The 17196-nt window shown below is 46.0% G+C and carries 8 protein-coding genes and 2 rRNA genes; 7 read left to right on the top strand and 3 right to left on the bottom strand.

Features of this window, described 5'->3' with window-relative positions:
- The first annotated feature begins 135 nt into the window (after positions 1–135).
- Positions 136–3028: ribosomal RNA gene (locus KXJ80_RS07690) — 23S ribosomal RNA — on the top strand.
- Positions 3029–3250: 222 nt separating this feature from the next.
- A 5S ribosomal RNA gene (gene rrf, locus KXJ80_RS07695) occupies positions 3251–3366 on the top strand.
- Between the two features lie 236 nt (positions 3367–3602).
- On the opposite strand, the gene KXJ80_RS07700 is transcribed toward rrf, so the two are convergent.
- Together KXJ80_RS07700 and KXJ80_RS07705 are read right to left on the bottom strand one after the other, a co-directional pair.
- Positions 3603–4319, bottom strand: coding sequence for a DUF2057 domain-containing protein (locus tag KXJ80_RS07700; protein WP_218738091.1), 717 nt, complete (start codon positions 4317–4319; stop codon positions 3603–3605).
- Positions 4320–4546: 227 nt separating this feature from the next.
- The gene (locus KXJ80_RS07705) at positions 4547–6604 is read right to left on the bottom strand and encodes a bifunctional 2',3'-cyclic-nucleotide 2'-phosphodiesterase/3'-nucleotidase (RefSeq protein ID WP_218738092.1); all 2058 of its coding nucleotides are present in this window, start codon (positions 6602–6604) and stop codon (positions 4547–4549) included.
- Positions 6605–7301: 697 nt separating this feature from the next.
- Between KXJ80_RS07705 and KXJ80_RS07710 the strand changes: the two genes are divergently transcribed.
- On the top strand, positions 7302–9452 hold the full coding sequence (locus KXJ80_RS07710) for a M3 family metallopeptidase (protein WP_218738093.1): 2151 nt from the start codon (positions 7302–7304) through the stop codon (positions 9450–9452).
- Positions 9453–9677: 225 nt separating this feature from the next.
- Positions 9678–10301, top strand: coding sequence for a 2OG-Fe(II) oxygenase (locus KXJ80_RS07715; protein WP_069454405.1), 624 nt, complete (start codon positions 9678–9680; stop codon positions 10299–10301).
- 63 nt (positions 10302–10364) lie between these two features.
- On the opposite strand, the gene KXJ80_RS07720 is transcribed toward KXJ80_RS07715, so the two are convergent.
- Entirely contained in the window at positions 10365–11606 is a 1242-nt protein-coding gene (locus KXJ80_RS07720) for a dicarboxylate/amino acid:cation symporter (protein ID WP_037421282.1), read from the bottom strand.
- A 287-nt stretch (positions 11607–11893) separates the two neighbouring features.
- Between KXJ80_RS07720 and KXJ80_RS07725 the strand changes: the two genes are divergently transcribed.
- The 3 genes from KXJ80_RS07725 to gshA all read left to right on the top strand — a co-directional run bounded on the left by KXJ80_RS07725 (position 11894) and on the right by gshA (position 17194).
- Positions 11894–12319, top strand: coding sequence for a YqaA family protein (locus KXJ80_RS07725; protein ID WP_218738094.1), 426 nt, complete (start codon positions 11894–11896; stop codon positions 12317–12319).
- A gap of 139 nt (positions 12320–12458) precedes the next feature.
- Positions 12459–15308: a M16 family metallopeptidase gene (locus KXJ80_RS07730; protein ID WP_259474648.1), complete on the top strand. Its 2850-nt coding sequence runs from the start codon at positions 12459–12461 to the stop codon at positions 15306–15308.
- Positions 15309–15544: 236 nt separating this feature from the next.
- Complete coding sequence (gene gshA, locus KXJ80_RS07735) at positions 15545–17194, top strand: glutamate--cysteine ligase (RefSeq protein WP_218738096.1); 1650 nt, start codon at positions 15545–15547, stop codon at positions 17192–17194.
- Positions 17195–17196: the final 2 nt, after the last annotated feature.

The raw sequence follows: 17196 nt of genomic DNA on the forward strand, positions 1-17196 counted from the left end.
TAAAACACTTGTTAAGTGTCTTGAATATTCAAGTCTAAGGCGAGTCCATCTTCTTGGTCGAAGATGAGACAAGTAAAACCAGCTGGTCGCAACAGCTCAAGTGGCTCACGTAAGTGAAACCTATTTGGGTTGTATGGTTAAGCGACTAAGCGTATACGGTGGATGCCTTGGCAGTCAGAGGCGATGAAGGACGTAGTAACTTGCGAAAAGCGTTGGCGAGCTAGTAACAAGCATTTGAGCTAACGATGTCCGAATGGGGGAACCCGGCACCATAAGGTGTCATCATTAAGTGAATACATAGCTTAATGAGGCAAACGAGGGGAACTGAAACATCTAAGTACCCTTAGGAAAAGAAATCAACCGAGATTCCCCTAGTAGCGGCGAGCGAACGGGGATTAGCCCTTAAGTCAGAGGGGTGTTAGTGGAATGGTCTGGAAAGTCCAGCGGCACAGGGTGATAGCCCCGTACACGAAAACTAACCTTTGATGAAAACGAGTAAGGCGGGACACGTGATATCCTGTTTGAATATGGGGGGACCATCCTCCAAGGCTAAATACTCCTGACTGACCGATAGTGAACCAGTACCGTGAGGGAAAGGCGAAAAGAACCCCTGTGAGGGGAGTGAAATAGAACCTGAAACCGTATACGTACAAGCAGTGGGAGCGGTTCTTGAGACCGTGACTGCGTACCTTTTGTATAATGGGTCAGCGACTTACGTTTTGTAGCGAGGTTAAGCGAATAGCGGAGCCGTAGGGAAACCGAGTGTTAACTGCGCGTTTAGTTGCAAGGCGTAGACCCGAAACCCGGTGATCTAGCCATGGGCAGGTTGAAGGTTGAGTAACATCAACTGGAGGACCGAACCGACTAATGTTGAAAAATTAGCGGATGACTTGTGGCTGGGGGTGAAAGGCCAATCAAACCGGGAGATATCTGGTTCTCCTCGAAAGCTATTTAGGTAGCGCCTCGAGCGAATACCATTGGGGGTAGAGCACTGTTAAGGCTAGGGGGTCATCCCGACTTACCAACCCTTTGCAAACTCCGAATACCAATGAGTACTACTCGGGAGACAGACGGCGGGTGCTAACGTCCGTCGTCAAAAGGGAAACAACCCAGACCGTCAGCTAAGGTCCCAAAGTGTATGTTAAGTGGGAAACGATGTGGGAAGGCTTAGACAGCTAGGATGTTGGCTTAGAAGCAGCCATCATTTAAAGAAAGCGTAATAGCTCACTAGTCGAGTCGGCCTGCGCGGAAGATGTAACGGGGCTAAACATACCACCGAAGCTACGGGTGCAATTCATTAGAGTTGCGCGGTAGAGGAGCGTTCTGTAAGCCGTTGAAGGTGAAGGGGTAACCCACACTGGAGGTATCAGAAGTGCGAATGCTGACATGAGTAACGATAAAGGGGGTGAAAAACCCCCTCGCCGAAAGACCAAGGGTTCCTGTCCAACGTTAATCGGGGCAGGGTGAGTCGACCCCTAAGGTGAGGCCGAAAGGCGTAATCGATGGGAAACAGATTAATATTTCTGTACTTCCGCTAACTGCGATGGAGAGACGGAGAAGGCTAGGCTAGCGCGGCGTTGGTAGTCCGCGTTTAAGGTGGTAGGTGGGTGACTTAGGCAAATCCGGGTCACTATACACTGAGAGCTGATGACGAGTCCCCAAGGGGATGAAGTAGTTGATGCCATGCTTCCAGGAAAATCTTCTAAGCTTCAGGTTAGCGGGAATCGTACCCCAAACCGACACAGGTGGTCGGGTAGAGAATACCAAGGCGCTTGAGAGAACTCGGCTGAAGGAACTAGGCAAAATGGTACCGTAACTTCGGGAGAAGGTACGCTCTTGTTGGTGATGAGACTTGCTCTCTAAGCTGACGGGAGTCGCAGATACCAGGTGGCTGCAACTGTTTATCAAAAACACAGCACTGTGCAAAATCGCAAGATGACGTATACGGTGTGACGCCTGCCCGGTGCCGGAAGGTTAATTGATTGGGTTATCGCAAGAGAAGCTCATGATCGAAGCCCCGGTAAACGGCGGCCGTAACTATAACGGTCCTAAGGTAGCGAAATTCCTTGTCGGGTAAGTTCCGACCTGCACGAATGGCGTAATGATGGCCACGCTGTCTCCAGCCGAGACTCAGTGAAGTTGAAATTGCGGTGAAGATGCCGTATACCCGCGGCTAGACGGAAAGACCCCGTGAACCTTTACTATAGCTTGGCACTGAACATTGACCCTACATGTGTAGGATAGGTGGGAGACTATGAAGTTGGAACGCTAGTTCTGATGGAGTCGTCCTTGAAATACCACCCTTGTAGTGTTGATGTTCTAACTTGGCCCCATTATCTGGGGTAAGGACAGTGCCTGGTGGGTAGTTTGACTGGGGCGGTCTCCTCCCAAAGAGTAACGGAGGAGCACGAAGGTTGGCTAAGTACGGTCGGACATCGTACGGTTAGTGCAATGGCATAAGCCAGCTTAACTGCGAGACAGACACGTCGAGCAGGTACGAAAGTAGGTCATAGTGATCCGGTGGTTCTGAATGGAAGGGCCATCGCTCAACGGATAAAAGGTACTCCGGGGATAACAGGCTGATACCGCCCAAGAGTTCATATCGACGGCGGTGTTTGGCACCTCGATGTCGGCTCATCACATCCTGGGGCTGAAGTCGGTCCCAAGGGTATGGCTGTTCGCCATTTAAAGTGGTACGCGAGCTGGGTTCAGAACGTCGTGAGACAGTTCGGTCCCTATCTGCCGTGGGCGTTGGATGATTGAGGGGAGTTGCTCCTAGTACGAGAGGACCGGAGTGAACGAACCGCTGGTGTTCGGGTTGTCATGCCAATGGCATTGCCCGGTAGCTATGTTCGGAATCGATAACCGCTGAAAGCATCTAAGCGGGAAGCGAGCCCCAAGATGAGTCATCCCTTGGACTTTAAGTCCACTAAAGAGCCGTTCGAGACTAGGACGTTGATAGGTCAGGTGTGTAAGCGTTGTGAGGCGTTGAGCTAACTGATACTAATGACTCGAGAGGCTTAACCATACAACCCAGATGGGTTTTGCTAAGTAGCACTTAGCTTGAATAGAAACACTTAAGAAGTGGTACTCAATACAGCTTTCCGAATTAACAAATAAAGGTTAATTACGCAGGTAATTGTACGGCAGACAAAGCCGTGACGAGCGAAGGGCGGAGTGTACGGTAGTACATGAGCACTGGAGTGAGGAAACAATGCCGTCAGACGTAGAATTAACCCGTAAGAATTTGCTTGGTGACAATAGCATTGTGGTCCCACCTGATCCCATCCCGAACTCAGAAGTGAAACGCAATCGCGCCGATGGTAGTGTGGGGTCTCCCCATGTGAGAGTAGGTCATCGCCAAGCGCCTAATTAAACAATGAAGCCAGCTGAATAAGCTGGCTTTTTTGTTTTTGATGTTTTCAGTTTCTGCTTTTTTCACTTTTACATTCTCCCTTAGATACCATTTTAGATTGGGTTACTCTAAAAATTTAGGTACATAACATCAGGCCAATAAAAAGAGCAACCTAGGCTGCTCTATTCTGAATTGGGGTTAGCGTGACCATGCTAGTTTGCTGCTACGCAAAAAGTAACGAATAAGCTTATTGCCCATTAATTTTGGCTTTGAACTTTGCTTTAGTGACGTCATCGGCGAGTTGATACCAATAATCCAGCATATGGCTGATTTCGGCTTGAGTTGGTGAATCAGGCGCTGTGCTTTGTGTTATTGCAGCTGTGGATGCGACTGCTGTGGTGGTAACTATAGTGGACGTCGCAGAAGAGGTGGCAGGCAGAGTTGGTGCACTCGTTGTCGTTGATACTTGAGGCAGGCTTTGCTGAGTGGTAAACGTTATCGAGGCGGGATGTTGTCCCTGATTATACTGAAAGATTTCCTGCTCGAAGTTTCGGCCTATCTGTAACCCGTTTTTCACTAATCTATCTTGGTCGAACGCAATCACTTGATTATGCTTATCTAAAAGCATGAGTAATGGTAACTCATCGAATTGCTTTGCAGCCTTAGCCGAATCTATATTGGGCAGTTTGAGATGTAATTCTTGGTCTGTTTGATTAAAGCGAATGATCAGCACGTCCGATTGATAGCGTACCGAATTAGCTTGTTTGCGATACTGGGCATTATAGCGAAAAGCGATTTGGTTCAATCCATTACTTAGCGTAACAGGTGAGGTGTTTAATGGCTTTTGTCCATTTACGGTGAGCAGCTCGACATCGCTTGGAAGCTGTAGAATGACTTCGGCACAAACGGGTTGTAGGCTGGCAAGCAATAGGGTTGATGCACACAGTATAGAAGGGGATTTCATAAGCTTTCTCTTGGTTGATATCACGCACTAATGATAAGTGAGATGGACGTTAACACAAAGTGGAGAGCTAAGTTGATCATCAAAAGGCGCGCCCAAAGCACGATTTATATCATCGATATTTGGCTGCGATATAGAATAAAGAAAAGGCTCACTGGGAGCCTTTTCTTGCTTAAGTACGAGACAACGTTATGCCTGACCTTGGCTTAACCTAAGCGCAATAACGCAAATTACTTCGCTTTATCTTGGCTTAGGTTGATGCGGTACACGGCAAAACCGAGTTCATCTTTACTCAGTTTGGTCATTTCGCGTTGTTTATTCGCTTCGATAAAGGTTGCGGCTTTATCACTATCTTGAGTTTGGAAGCGAATATCAAGGGTCACATTCGTGTTGATGGTTTTGAAATCCCAGTTGTAGTCAGCACTTGGGTTTACCATGCCTTCGTACTTGCCTGTTGCTTCATTGTACTTAGATTGCGCCGTGATATAGGCCGCTAAGGCTTCACGGTTGGTATCTGGCAGTTCCAGAACCACATGGTCACTGCCTGTACCGGCGAACTTACCACCAAAGGCGCGATAGTTATTTGAGGCCACGATAAATTCTTTGGCTGCAAATTCTTCGCCAGTGAATACTTTGCCATTTTCATCGGTATAGCTTAAATCGACGATACGGTTAGCATTGGCGTTGACAACAGCGCAGTCGCGGTCGAACTTACTTGGTTGAGTCACATCAATTTTATAAGTTAAACCATCGAGTACGTCGAAGTTGTAGGTTGGATGACCGTCCCAGTTGATTAACTCCTGTGGCGTTGTTTTACTTGGGTCGATTTGCTTAAACTGGTTAGCGGAACATTCCAGCCAGTCTTTCAGCTCTGCACCTGTGGCCTTTACTGCCACCATAGTGTTGGGGTAGAGGTAAAGATCGGCGGCGTTTTTAAAGGTCAATGCGCCTTTATCGACTTGTACATATTGGTCTGCATCGCTGGTTGTACCGTGGCGACCACCGGCTTTGAATGGCGCAGAAGCCGATAAAACTGGCAGATCTTTTAACGCCTCGGGGAGTTTGGCTTTAACGTTAGCAATTTGCGCGTCAGAAACGATTTGTACGGTTGGATCGTCCTGTACTAAGGTCAAGAAGCTATACATATCGGCGGCAGCAACCCCAATTGGCTCATCCACGAAGGCAAGTGTGCCTTGGTGCTCGGCGGCGACTGCATCATGAATGGCAGCGTCTGCTTCCACTAATGGCGTTTTAGTTGCGCCATCATAGATAGGACGAGCCTTAGTCGTTGCACTAAGTACCATCCATTTACCGTCTTTACGCTCTAGTTTAAAGTCAACCACACCTAAGTTGTCACCCCAACGTCCAGGCATGACGGCTGGGACGCCGTTTAATAGACCCTTGGTCACATCTGTATTAGGTAAGTCGGCATATTTGGCATCGGGGAAGATGGAGTGGCTGTGACCAAACATAATGGCATTAATATCTTTTACATTCGTTAACGCGTAGGTAGCGTTTTCCGCCATTGGATCGCCAGGATTCTCTGTTGAACCGATACCAGAGTGGGGGATCGCGATAATCAAATCAGCGCCTTTCGCCTTCATTTCAGGCACATATTTCTTTGCTGTCTCGACGATATCTTCAACCTTAACTTTGCCAGTAAGATTTTGTTTATCCCACAATAAGATTTGTGGCGGCACAAAACCAATATAACCAATCTTAATGGTTTGGTTATTTCCTTCGTTATCGATAATTTGTTTTTCTTTAATGATATATGGGGTGAATAAATGCTCACCTTTTTTCACATTATTCCAACAACCGTTTTCATCAGCACAATATACGTTGGCGTTAATATAAGGAAATTTAGCACCATGAAGTGATTTATTTAAAAAATCTAAACCATAGTTAAATTCGTGATTCCCGATATTTCCCACTTCGTAATCTAGTAGGTTCATCGCTTTATAAGCCGGGTGAACATCGCCCATTTGCAGACCGACTTTAGCCATATAGTCGCCCATTGGACTGCCTTGAAGTAGGTCACCGTTATCAACGAGCACACTGTTTTTGGACTCCTGACGAGCCGCATGAATTAAACTTGCGGTACGCGCGAGACCAATTGTTGGATCGACTTTGCCGTTGTAGTAGTTGAAATCCATGATATTCGTGTGCAGATCGGTGGTTTCTAGTACACGTAAATCCGCTTGAACAATTGGCTCATCATCTGAGCCACAGGCGCTTACACCAAGGGCTGCAGTGATCATCACTGCGAGTAGTTTTTTATTTAACATAGTTTTCTCTATTTATATTTATGTGACCCTAATACATGCTCTATTTTTGAGCATGCCCATCATCCTGTTAACTTATATTCTGAAACTGTTCTGAAAACGATTAGTTACAGAAGCATTAAGTTAACTAACAGGATTATAAAGACATTTGATGATCTGAATGTGACATTAATTGGATAAAGGCTGTATTAAATTGTGACAATGAATTCGATTGATTAAATTACAACCGATATATGACGTGATTTTTGTTTGTCTATTGGATAAACACTTGGATTGGTTGTATGTTAAAAATAATTAATATTTGTTATTTAAATGGTTTGGTTTTAAGCCGATTTTTATATCGTTATCGCGTTAACCTTTAGCGTTTTTATAATTGTTCTTAGGTAACTTATTATTTTTAAATTAAATTATTTTTATATTTATCATGTTGTTTATAATTTTTGTTATTCAGATGTAATGTGGGCATGGCAGTGGTGCTCGCTTGATGATGTTATTTGAGGTTCGTCACACATAAAGCGATACAATTTAGCCTTGAATACGTTGGTCGAAAGCTTGGCTGAATGGCGGTTAACTTGCTAAGGTTGTGCATCGACGACAGTGCCTTGAAGATGCACTCGTTGGAAGAGAAGCCAAAATCCGTTACTCGCACCTTTCAGTTAAAAAATATAAAGACAGGGCAGTGACACTTAAGGGAGTTAATATGCGTAAGTCTGTTATTTTTACCGCTGTTACCGCGGCGTTGTTATTGGGCGCCTGTTCTGAAAATTCTGCTGTAAATTCTGAAGCTACTAATGCTGTCGCAGCCAAAGCTGCTTCAACACCAGCTCAAATAGATGCGACCAATGTGTTATTAAGCAAGAGTCCATTACAAGATCAAGCACCGCAGTTTAATTTGATCAAGAGCTCGGATTATGCCCCCGCCTTTGTGCAGGGGATAAAAGAGCACGAGGCTGAAATCGCCGCCATTATTGGCAATAAGCAGGCGCCGACCTTTGAGAATACCATTTTAGCTATGGAAACGTCGGGTGGGTTGTTGACTCGAGTGTCACGCACCTTCTTTAACCTCGCGGGTTTGATCTCCGATGATAATTTTCAAAAAACGGAGGCGGATTTAGCGCCTAAGTTATCGGCTCATCGCGATAACATTTATTTAGATCCAAGCTTATTTGCACGTGTTGAAACCGTGTATCAACAACGTGACACGTTAAATGCTGAAGATAAGCGCCTAGTCGAATTTTATTACGAGCAGTTTGTGCGTGCTGGTGCCAAATTATCCGATGCCGATAAAGCCCAAATGCGTGATTTCAACGCTGAGTTGGCCACTCTTGCGACTGAGTTTTCCCAAAACAGCTTAAAGTCATTTAAAGACGATGTGATTGTCGTGACAGACAAGGCACAGCTAGACGGTTTATCTGACAGTGAAATCGCGACCTTAGCGGTCGCAGCGCAAGCAGCGGGTAAAACGGGTTACTTGATTACCTTAGTGAACACGACGCGCCAGCCTATTTTAGCCAGTTTAAATAATCGTGAACTGCGCCAAAAAGTCTGGGAAACCTCGGCCCACCGCGCCGTTGCTAGCAATGGCCCTTTAATCGTGAAGATGGCGCAGCTGCGCGCCAAGAAAGCTAATTTACTCGGCTTTGATACTTGGGCTGCCTATGCCGTAGCCGACCAAATGGCTAAAACGCCAAGCGCAGTGTATGAAATTTTAGATGACTTGGCGCCTAAGGCGTTGGCTCACGCTAAGGTCGATGCGGCGGATATCCAAGCTGAAATCAAAAAAGCTGGCGGCAATTTTGAATTGCAACCTTGGGATTGGGCTTATTACGCCGAGAAAGTGCGCCAACAAAAGTATGCCCTCGACGAGAGCAGCATCAAACCTTATTTTGAATTCAATTCAGTGCTCAAGGATGGTTTGTTCTTCGCAATGAACAAACTCTACGGCATTAGCATTAAACCTCGCACCGATTTACCAGTATGGCATAGCGATGTGCTCGCCTTTGAGGTTTTCGATAAAGACAACAGCTCAATTGGCCTGTTCTATCTCGACCCTTATGCCCGTGAAGGCAAGGGCGGCGGCGCTTGGATGGATGAGTTTGTCACTCAGAGCGGACTACTCGGTACTAAACCGGTCGTGTATAACGCCCTGAATATCCCGAAACCTGCTGACGGCCCAACCTTGATGACCTTCGATGAAGTGACCACTATGTTCCATGAATTTGGTCATGCGGTGCACGGTTTATTCTCCAAGGTGAAATACCCGAGTGTGGCAGGTACCTCTACGGCGCGCGACTTTGTGGAGTTTCCGTCTCAAGTTAACGAAGATTGGAACATTGACCCAGCAGTCATTGCCAATTACGCCAAGCACTATCAAACTGGTGAACCTATTCCTAAAGCCTTACTCGATAAAATCTTAGCCTCGAATAAATTTGGTCAAGGTTTTGATACTGTTGAGTATTTAGCGGCTGCATTACTGGATATGGAATGGCACTCGATTGGTGCCGACACCCAAATCAAGGATGTGGAACAGTTTGAGCATCAAGTGTTAGCCAAACACGGCCTCGATTTCGCGCCGATCCCACCGCGTTATAAGTCGAGCTATTTTAGCCATGCCTTCTCGGGTGGCTATTCAGCCGGTTATTACGCTTACCTGTGGACAGAAGTGTTTGCCGCCGATGCCTTCGCCTATATGGGCCAACATGGGGGCTTAAAAGCTGAAAACGGCGATAAGTTTCGTGAAGCGGTATTGTCTAAAGGCAACAGCGAAGATTTGATGCAGAATTACATCCACTTTACTGGTCAAAAACCTACGACCGATGCCTTATTAAAACGTCGTGGTTTAGTCGACTAAACGAGTCATTGTAAAAAGGGCCAAAGGCTTGGTAGGGCAACCTATCAAGCCTTTTTTTACGCTATTGTTTTTCGATAATCTTTACTCTAAAATCCCGCCACATTTGACTGTGGGATAACTTCTTTATCCCGTATCGACGCCCCTCGAAAATCAGGCTCAGTTTCCCCTCCTTTGAGCCCTTGAGTACAGCTAAAGCGTAGCCTCTTTATATTGGATGTAGCATTAATGGTTTCGCAATTAAGTGAAGCAGTGCTGGATGTGATCGCTGACGCCTTGGTAGACAAAGGCTATATCTTTTTACCCGAGTTAGTTCCTAGTCATATAAGCCAAGTATTGCTGGAAAAAGTTCGAACAACAGAAATACATGAGTTGAAAGCGGCCTCCATCGGACGTGGTGCAGAACAACAACTTAACCCCGATATTCGTCGTGATCGGATTCAGTGGTTAGAGGAGCAGCATGAGCCTGATTCACTCTATTTGGATTTGATGATGCAATTAAAGGATGGGCTCAATCGTCGCTTATTTATGGGGTTGTTTGACTATGAAAGTCATTATGCTGTGTATCAACCCGGCGCTTTTTATAAGAAGCATGTGGATGCGCTAAAAGGCAGTCAAAACCGCATCTTAACCACGGTGTTTTTCTTAAATCCGGATTGGACGCCAGCAGACTGCGGCGAGCTGATTATTTACGATGAAGCCGATAATGTGATTGAACGTATAGCGCCAAAAATGGGGCATTTTGTGATTTTCTTAAGCGAGCGTTTTCCCCATGAGGTGACAAAAACCTTGGCGCAACGTAACAGTATTGCCGGTTGGTTTAGGGTGAGCACCAGCATGCATGGCTTTTAAAAGGGCTAAAAAAACCACCTTAGTTAAGGTGGTTTTTTGTATACAGTGATTCAATCCAAGGTATTAGGCTAACGATGCTTGAGTATCTTTGGCATTAAACTGTTCAATATCCAACTCATTTTCTGATTTACCAATCACAACGGCAGTCATCATATCGCCAGTTACGTTCGTCGCGGTGCGGATCATATCGATAATACGGTCGATTGCGGCGATAAAGGCAATACCTTCGAGCGGTAACCCAATCACACCTAAGGTCACTGTTAACATCACCATTGCGCTGCCTGGCACGCCAGCAGTACCGACAGAGGCAACCGTGGCGGTGACGGCAATCATCACATAATCTAAGGTATCGAGTGGAATGCCATAAATCTGCGCGATAAAAATCGCCGAAATTGCAGGATAGATACCACCACAGCCATCCATGTTCATGGTGGCACCGAGCGGCATAACAAAGGCGCTGTAGCGCTTAGAAACGCCCATGGTTTCAACCGCTCTAGTGCTGGCAGGCAACGTGCCAAAGCTTGAAGAGGTACTAAAAGCCACTAATTGCGCAGGCATGGCCTTGCGGAAAAATTGCATAGGGCTTAAGCCTGCAAATTTCACAAAGCCACCATACACAAAAATCATATGTATCAGGGCTGCAATATAGATTGCGGCGATAAACTTACCTAGAGGTAATAGAGTCGATAAACCATATTCACCCACCACCCAAGCCATCAAACCAAATACACCAATTGGGGTGAGTTTTAACACCATGCGAGTCAGTTGAAACATCACTTCGGCGCCCGCTTCAATTGTGCGTTTAAGCGGCTCAGCCTTCTCGCCGACCTTGTTGATGGCAATCCCGACTAAAGCAGCAAACACAATAATTTGCAGTACTTTACCTTCGGCCAGTGAGGCAAATGGATTGACAGGGATCATATCGAGTAGCACCTGCGCAAACCCGGGTATATTGCGCTCACGCACTTCAGTGGTGGCCAGTTGCATCGTGCCGCCCATATCAATAAGCGAACCAACGGCTAAGCCGATTAACGAGGCGATTGTACCTGTTAGCATAAACATGCCTAAGGTCTTAAGGCTTAAGCGTTTTAGATTGGTTTGAGAGCCTAGCGAGGTAATACTTACCACGATAGCGCAGAAGACCAGTGGCGCAACTAGCATCTTAATCGCGCTAATAAATAGATCGCCAAGCGGTTTAAGCACAGTTGCGCTTTCGCCTAATAACACGCCAACGAGCGCACCTAAGATAAAGCCTGTGAGGACTTTTTGCCAAAAAGGGATGCGGCTAATAGTTTGAAGGATCATGCGTTTTCCAAAAATATATCATTACAAGCCCATAGACCTGAGATGCTAGTATGTGTATCCACTTGAAGTAAATGAACTTATACCAAGCGGCGCGTCAGGTACAGGACAATTTCTGCCATTAAAGGCATTGTATCGGCAGTGACAGGGTTATAACAAACCGATTTTCTTATAACTTATTGTGATAAATGAGTTTGTTGTGAAATAGTTGGTTTTTACATCGTTTTAACGTCAAGGTTGTAACCCAATATTTAATGTAAAAAATTATTAATTTCATAGAGTAAGTTTTTATGTCGGACTTAATTGTCATGTTTTCGGGAGCTTTTTTGGCGGCCACCTTGTTACCGGGTGGATCTGAAGTTTTGCTCGTCGCCCTGTTAAATAAAGCCCCGCAAGCTTGGTTAGTATTAGTTGCTGTAGCCAGTATTGGTAATACCTTAGGGGCGATGACAAGTTTTTATCTTGGACGTTTAGGGCGGTTTGCTAAGTCCCCAGAGGCATTGAGTGAAGGCAAACATGCCAAAGCCTTAACACTTATCGAGCGTTATGGCGTGTGGTCCTTATTACTGTCGTGGGCACCGATTATCGGGGATATATTATGTTTACTTGCGGGTTGGTTAAAGCTACCCATGTTACCCGCGTTGAGCATGATTTTTATCGGTAAAACAGTTCGTTATCTTATGGTAGCTGCAGTGACATTACACTGGCTTGGTTGATTTATTAACGCAGTTGTTCGGTTAAAGGGCGGGATTTAGTAAAGGAAGTCATTGTATTAATTGGAACTTTGCTGATATTTAAGCGTCTTAAGTGATTATGGATAAAAGGTTTTGAGCTGAGCTAATTTTTAGCCCATTGATGTATAAGGGGAATACTTTGAAAAAATGGATACTAGCGGTTGCGATTTCCGCTGCACTTGCAGGCTGTGCCTCTGAAACTTCAACCCAAATACCTACAGGTATAAGGTTAATTGAAAATGTGCAACTCACAGATTCACAAGTCGGTATTCCCTATAAAAAATATCAGCTTGCTAATGGCCTTACCGTAATTTTGCATCAGGATCGCTCTGATCCTCTAGTGCATGTTGATGTGACTTATCATGTCGGCTCAGCCCGTGAGCTTGCCGGCCGCTCAGGATTCGCCCACTTATTTGAACATATGATGTTCCAAGGCTCAGAGCATGTTGCCGATGAGCAGCATTTTGAGGTGGTGACCGAGGCGGGTGGAATGCTTAACGGTTCCACTAATACTGATAGAACCAACTATTTTGAGACTGTCCCTAGCAATCAGCTCGAAAAAATGCTGTGGCTTGAGTCTGACCGTATGGGCTTTTTATTGCCCGCGCTGACCAGTGAGAAATTTGAAGTGCAGCGCGAGACGGTAAAAAATGAGCGCGCTCAACGGATTGATAATCAACCCTATGGCCGAATGAGCGAGCGTTTTAATCAAGCTATGTTTCCAGTTGGGCATCCATATTCCTGGCCTGTTATTGGCTGGCCTGAGGATCTTAACCGCGCCACAGTGGATGATGTTAAGCACTTTTTCCAGCGCTGGTACGGCCCTAATAATGCCACGCTGACGATTGGTGGCGATTTTGATGAGCAGCAAGCTTTAGCTTGGGTTAATAAATACTTTGGCGAAATCCCCCGAGGCCCAGAGGTTCAGTCCGAACCTAAGACCTTAGTTACGCTTGATAAGACCCGCTATATTTCGATGGAAGATAACGTACATTTACCGCTGATCCGTATAGGGTTTCCGACCGTGTATGCCAGTCATCCCGATGAGGCTGCGCTGGATTTATTAGCCAATATTTTAGGTGGAGGGAAAACCTCATTAATCTATAAAAATCTGGTGAAGGATGGTTATGCAGTGCAGGCCAGCGTGAGCCAACCCTGTCAGGAGTTGGCATGCCAGATGTCGATTTACGCCCTAGCTAATCCACAAAAAGGGACGACGCTTGCTGAGCTTGAGCAGCGGATCTTGGCATCTATTAATGAGTTCGAGCAGCGCGGCGTGACCGACGAAGACTTGCAAAAAGTAAAAGTCCAGTTTGAGGCCGATAGAATATTTGGCCTGCAAAGTGTCAAAGGAAAAGTATCGACTTTGGCGCTAAATCAAACCTTGTTTGGTGAGCCGAATAAAATAGCTTCTGACCTTGCTCGTTACGCTAATGTCACTAAAGACGATGTGATGCGCGTATTTAAAAAATACATCAAAGACAAACCTATGGTGGTGATGAGTGTGGTGCCGCAGGGTATGAAGGCCATAGTTGCCCATCCCGATAACTTCACAGCCCAAACGCTGCCGGTCGCCCAAACGGCGGTTGAAGGTGAATTACCTAACGCTAAATTGGTTTCAAGCTTTGATCGTTCAAAAATGCCCGCAACGGGGGCTGCGCCTGTGCTGAAAGTGCCGCAAATCTGGACCAGTAAGTTAGCCAATGGCATTGAAGTGATGGGCACTCAAAGCGCCGAGACACCAACGGTTGAGTTGGTGATTTATCTTAACGGTGGTCATCGACTCGTCCCCGTCGAAAAGGCGGGACTGGCAAGCTTAACTGCGGAAATGCTCAATGAATCGACCCAAAAGCGTAGCAGTGAACAATTGTCACAGGCGCTTGAGATGTTAGGTAGCACGGTCGATTTTAGTGCTTCGGAATATCAAAGCACGATTAAAGTTTCAGCGCTCACCGAGCATTTGGATGAAACCTTAGCCATCTTAGAAGAAAAGCTGTTTGAGCCTGCCTTCAATGAGGCCGATTTTGCTCGGGTTAAACAGCAACAACTCCAGCAAATTCAGCATATGCAGTCTAATCCGAGTTATCAGGCCAGTGCTGCGCTGTATAGCTTGCTCTATGGTAACAATAACGCCCTTGGGGTGAGTGATGCGGGAACGTTAGATTCAGTCGCCGCGCTGACACTTGCAGATGTGAAGGCATTTTACGCCGAGCAGTATCGTGGTGCTAATGCCAAAATTATTACTGTGGCAAATCTGCCTGAAAGCGCATTGCTACCAAAACTTGCAGGATTAAGTCAATGGCAAGGTGAGGCCAGTGTATTGCCGCCACTAAAATCATTCCCTGCACTTAAAGGGGGCACTATTTATGTGATTGATAAACCCGGCGCAGCCCAGTCGGTGATCAATATTGCGAAACGCGCCTTACCCTATGATGCAACAGGCAATTATTTTAAATCGTATTTAATGAACTACCCTCTAGGGGGGGCTTTTAATAGTCGTATTAACCTTAACCTACGAGAGAATAAGGGCTATACCTATGGCGCGCGTACAAGCTTCTCGGGAGCGGGTGAAGCGGGGGAGTTTATCGCCTCTAGCGATGTGCGTACTGATGTCACTGCTAAAGCCTTAAATGAGTTTATTAAAGAAATCAAAGCTTATCAGCAGCAAGGGATGACTGATGCGGAGCTGACCTTTATGCGAAACTCGGTTTCCCAAGGGCAGGCGTTGGATTATGAGACGCCTTATCAGAAGGCGGGTTTTATGCGGATGATTCAGCGTTATCAATTAAGCCAAGATTTTACTACCGAGCAGGACAAAATTATAAATACTGTAACAAAAGATGAACTCAATGCCCTCGCGGCTTCCGAGCTAGATATCTCACAAATGATCATCTTGGTTGTGGGTGACAAGGCTAAAATTGAAGCGGATTTGGTAACTTTAGGCTATCCAATTGAAACTTTAGTATTGTAAATTAGCTTTTTGGCCTTATATATACCTAACAAACCCAAAGATACGAGTTTCAACCTCTTTAGGTTGTTTGGGTATAAATTGCAGACAAGTTAATCGTGCAGCACAAAGTGGCTGTTGTCTAAAGTGTTAAAGTGTATGGCGGTGACAGCATTAGCTGTCACCGTCTGCGTTTAATCGCAGAAGAATGTAATTTGGCTTGCCCCATGGACAGGTTTAGATTTATTTTGAGGCGTATTTTGAAAGATAAGCCTCAAAATAAAGGTCTGACTGTTAACCTTGTCGCGATAGCGAACCACCAATCAGAGAAGCGCAAATTGAAGCCATTCAATGAATTAGTACAACATTTCTCGGACGCTCAAGGGCGCGCCGCACTCCTTGGCATGCAACGTGGAATTGAGCGTGAGGCGCTACGTATTGATGAGTCTGGCTACCTTGCGCTGGATGGTCACCCCATCGAGTTAGGGTCGGCCTTGACTCACTCGCGTATTACAACTGACTACAGTGAAGCACTGCTTGAATTTATTACTCCGGTGAATAATCAGGTTGAGCCGTTATTGCAAGGCTTGACCCAGACCCATGCCTTTAGTGTGCGGCATTTGCATGGTCAGCGTCTTTGGCCCGTGAGCATGCCCTGCTATGTAAAAGATGAGGCGAATATCCCCATTGCTCGGTACGGTACGTCGAACACGGGTAAGATGAAAACCTTGTATCGTAAGGGCTTAACTTATCGTTACGGCGCTTTGATGCAGATTATTTCTGGGGTGCATTTTAACTTCTCGGTATCGCGGGAATTGTGGCAACGCCTCTATGAACTGAGCGATAACGGCTTGAGCTTTGAGGATTTTATCTCCGAGTCTTACTTTGGACTTATCCGCAATTATCGCCGTTTGGTCTGGGTGTTGCCTTATTTGTTTGGCGCCTCTCCAGCGTTGTGTAGCTCATTTATCAAGGGTCAAAAGACCGATTTACGTTTTGAAAAGTCGGGACGCGGCACGCTGTATTTACCCTATGCAACGTCGCTACGGATGAGCGATTTGGGCTATACCAACAAAGAGCAAGAAGATCTCAATATTAGTTATAACTCTCTGCCCGAGTATTTGGCGGGGATTAAAGCGGCAATTAAGATGCCATCGGCAAATTTTGCCAATATTGGGGTCAAGGTGGATGGTGAATATCGTCAACTTAATGCCAATGTGCTGCAAATTGAAAACGAATTTTACTCGCCTATCCGTGCTAAACGCGTCACTAAGACGGGTGAGAAACCCTCTGAAGCACTTGCCCGCGCAGGGGTGGAATATATTGAGGTACGTGCATTAGATGTGAACCCCTTTAGCCCGATTGGGATAGAGGCTAGCCAAGTGCGTTTCCTCGACTTGTTCTTACTCTATTGTTTATTAACAGATTCTCCTAAATCAGATGCGGCAGAGGAAGCTCGTTTAAGTGCTAACTTAAAATCAGTTGTACTTGAAGGCCGCAAGCCAGGGCTTGAGCTGATGACCGATTCGGGTACGCGGCCATTGCAGACGTGGCTCTTGGATCTCTTTGAGCATTTAGACTCATTGGCTAAGTTACTCGATGGTGATAAACAGGATTACCAAGTGGCCTTAGCCCATTGGCGTGAAGCTGTAAATGACCCACAAAAAACCTTGTCGGGCCAAGTGCTTCAGCAATTGGTAACCAAGGGGCAAGATCATGGGCAATGGGTGATGTCACTGGCACAGCAATATCATCAATATTTTATGGATTACCCCTTATCAGCTGAGGTTGTCAGCTATTATCAAGCTGAGGCACAAGCATCGCTTAACAAGCAAGCGGACATCGAAGCGGCGCAAAGTGCGGTATCCTTTGATGATTATCTGACTGACTATTTCGGCGCGCCAGCCTAATG

Origin of the sequence: Shewanella xiamenensis (genome assembly GCF_024971755.1) — a bacterium.
Lineage (GTDB): Bacteria > Pseudomonadota > Gammaproteobacteria > Enterobacterales > Shewanellaceae > Shewanella > Shewanella xiamenensis.

Bases quoted from the DNA above. Each gene is read 5' to 3' on its own strand.
- KXJ80_RS07700 (WP_218738091.1), bottom strand. From the start codon at position 4,319: ATGAAATCCCCTTCTATACTGTGTGCATCAACCCTATTGCTTGCCAGC.
- KXJ80_RS07705 (WP_218738092.1), bottom strand. From the start codon at position 6,604: ATGTTAAATAAAAAACTACTCGCAGTGATGATCACTGCAGCCCTTGGT.
- KXJ80_RS07710 (WP_218738093.1), top strand. From the start codon at position 7,302: ATGCGTAAGTCTGTTATTTTTACCGCTGTTACCGCGGCGTTGTTATTG.
- KXJ80_RS07715 (WP_069454405.1), top strand. From the start codon at position 9,678: ATGGTTTCGCAATTAAGTGAAGCAGTGCTGGATGTGATCGCTGACGCC.
- KXJ80_RS07720 (WP_037421282.1), bottom strand. From the start codon at position 11,606: ATGATCCTTCAAACTATTAGCCGCATCCCTTTTTGGCAAAAAGTCCTC.
- KXJ80_RS07725 (WP_218738094.1), top strand. From the start codon at position 11,894: ATGTCGGACTTAATTGTCATGTTTTCGGGAGCTTTTTTGGCGGCCACC.
- KXJ80_RS07730 (WP_259474648.1), top strand. From the start codon at position 12,459: ATGTATAAGGGGAATACTTTGAAAAAATGGATACTAGCGGTTGCGATT.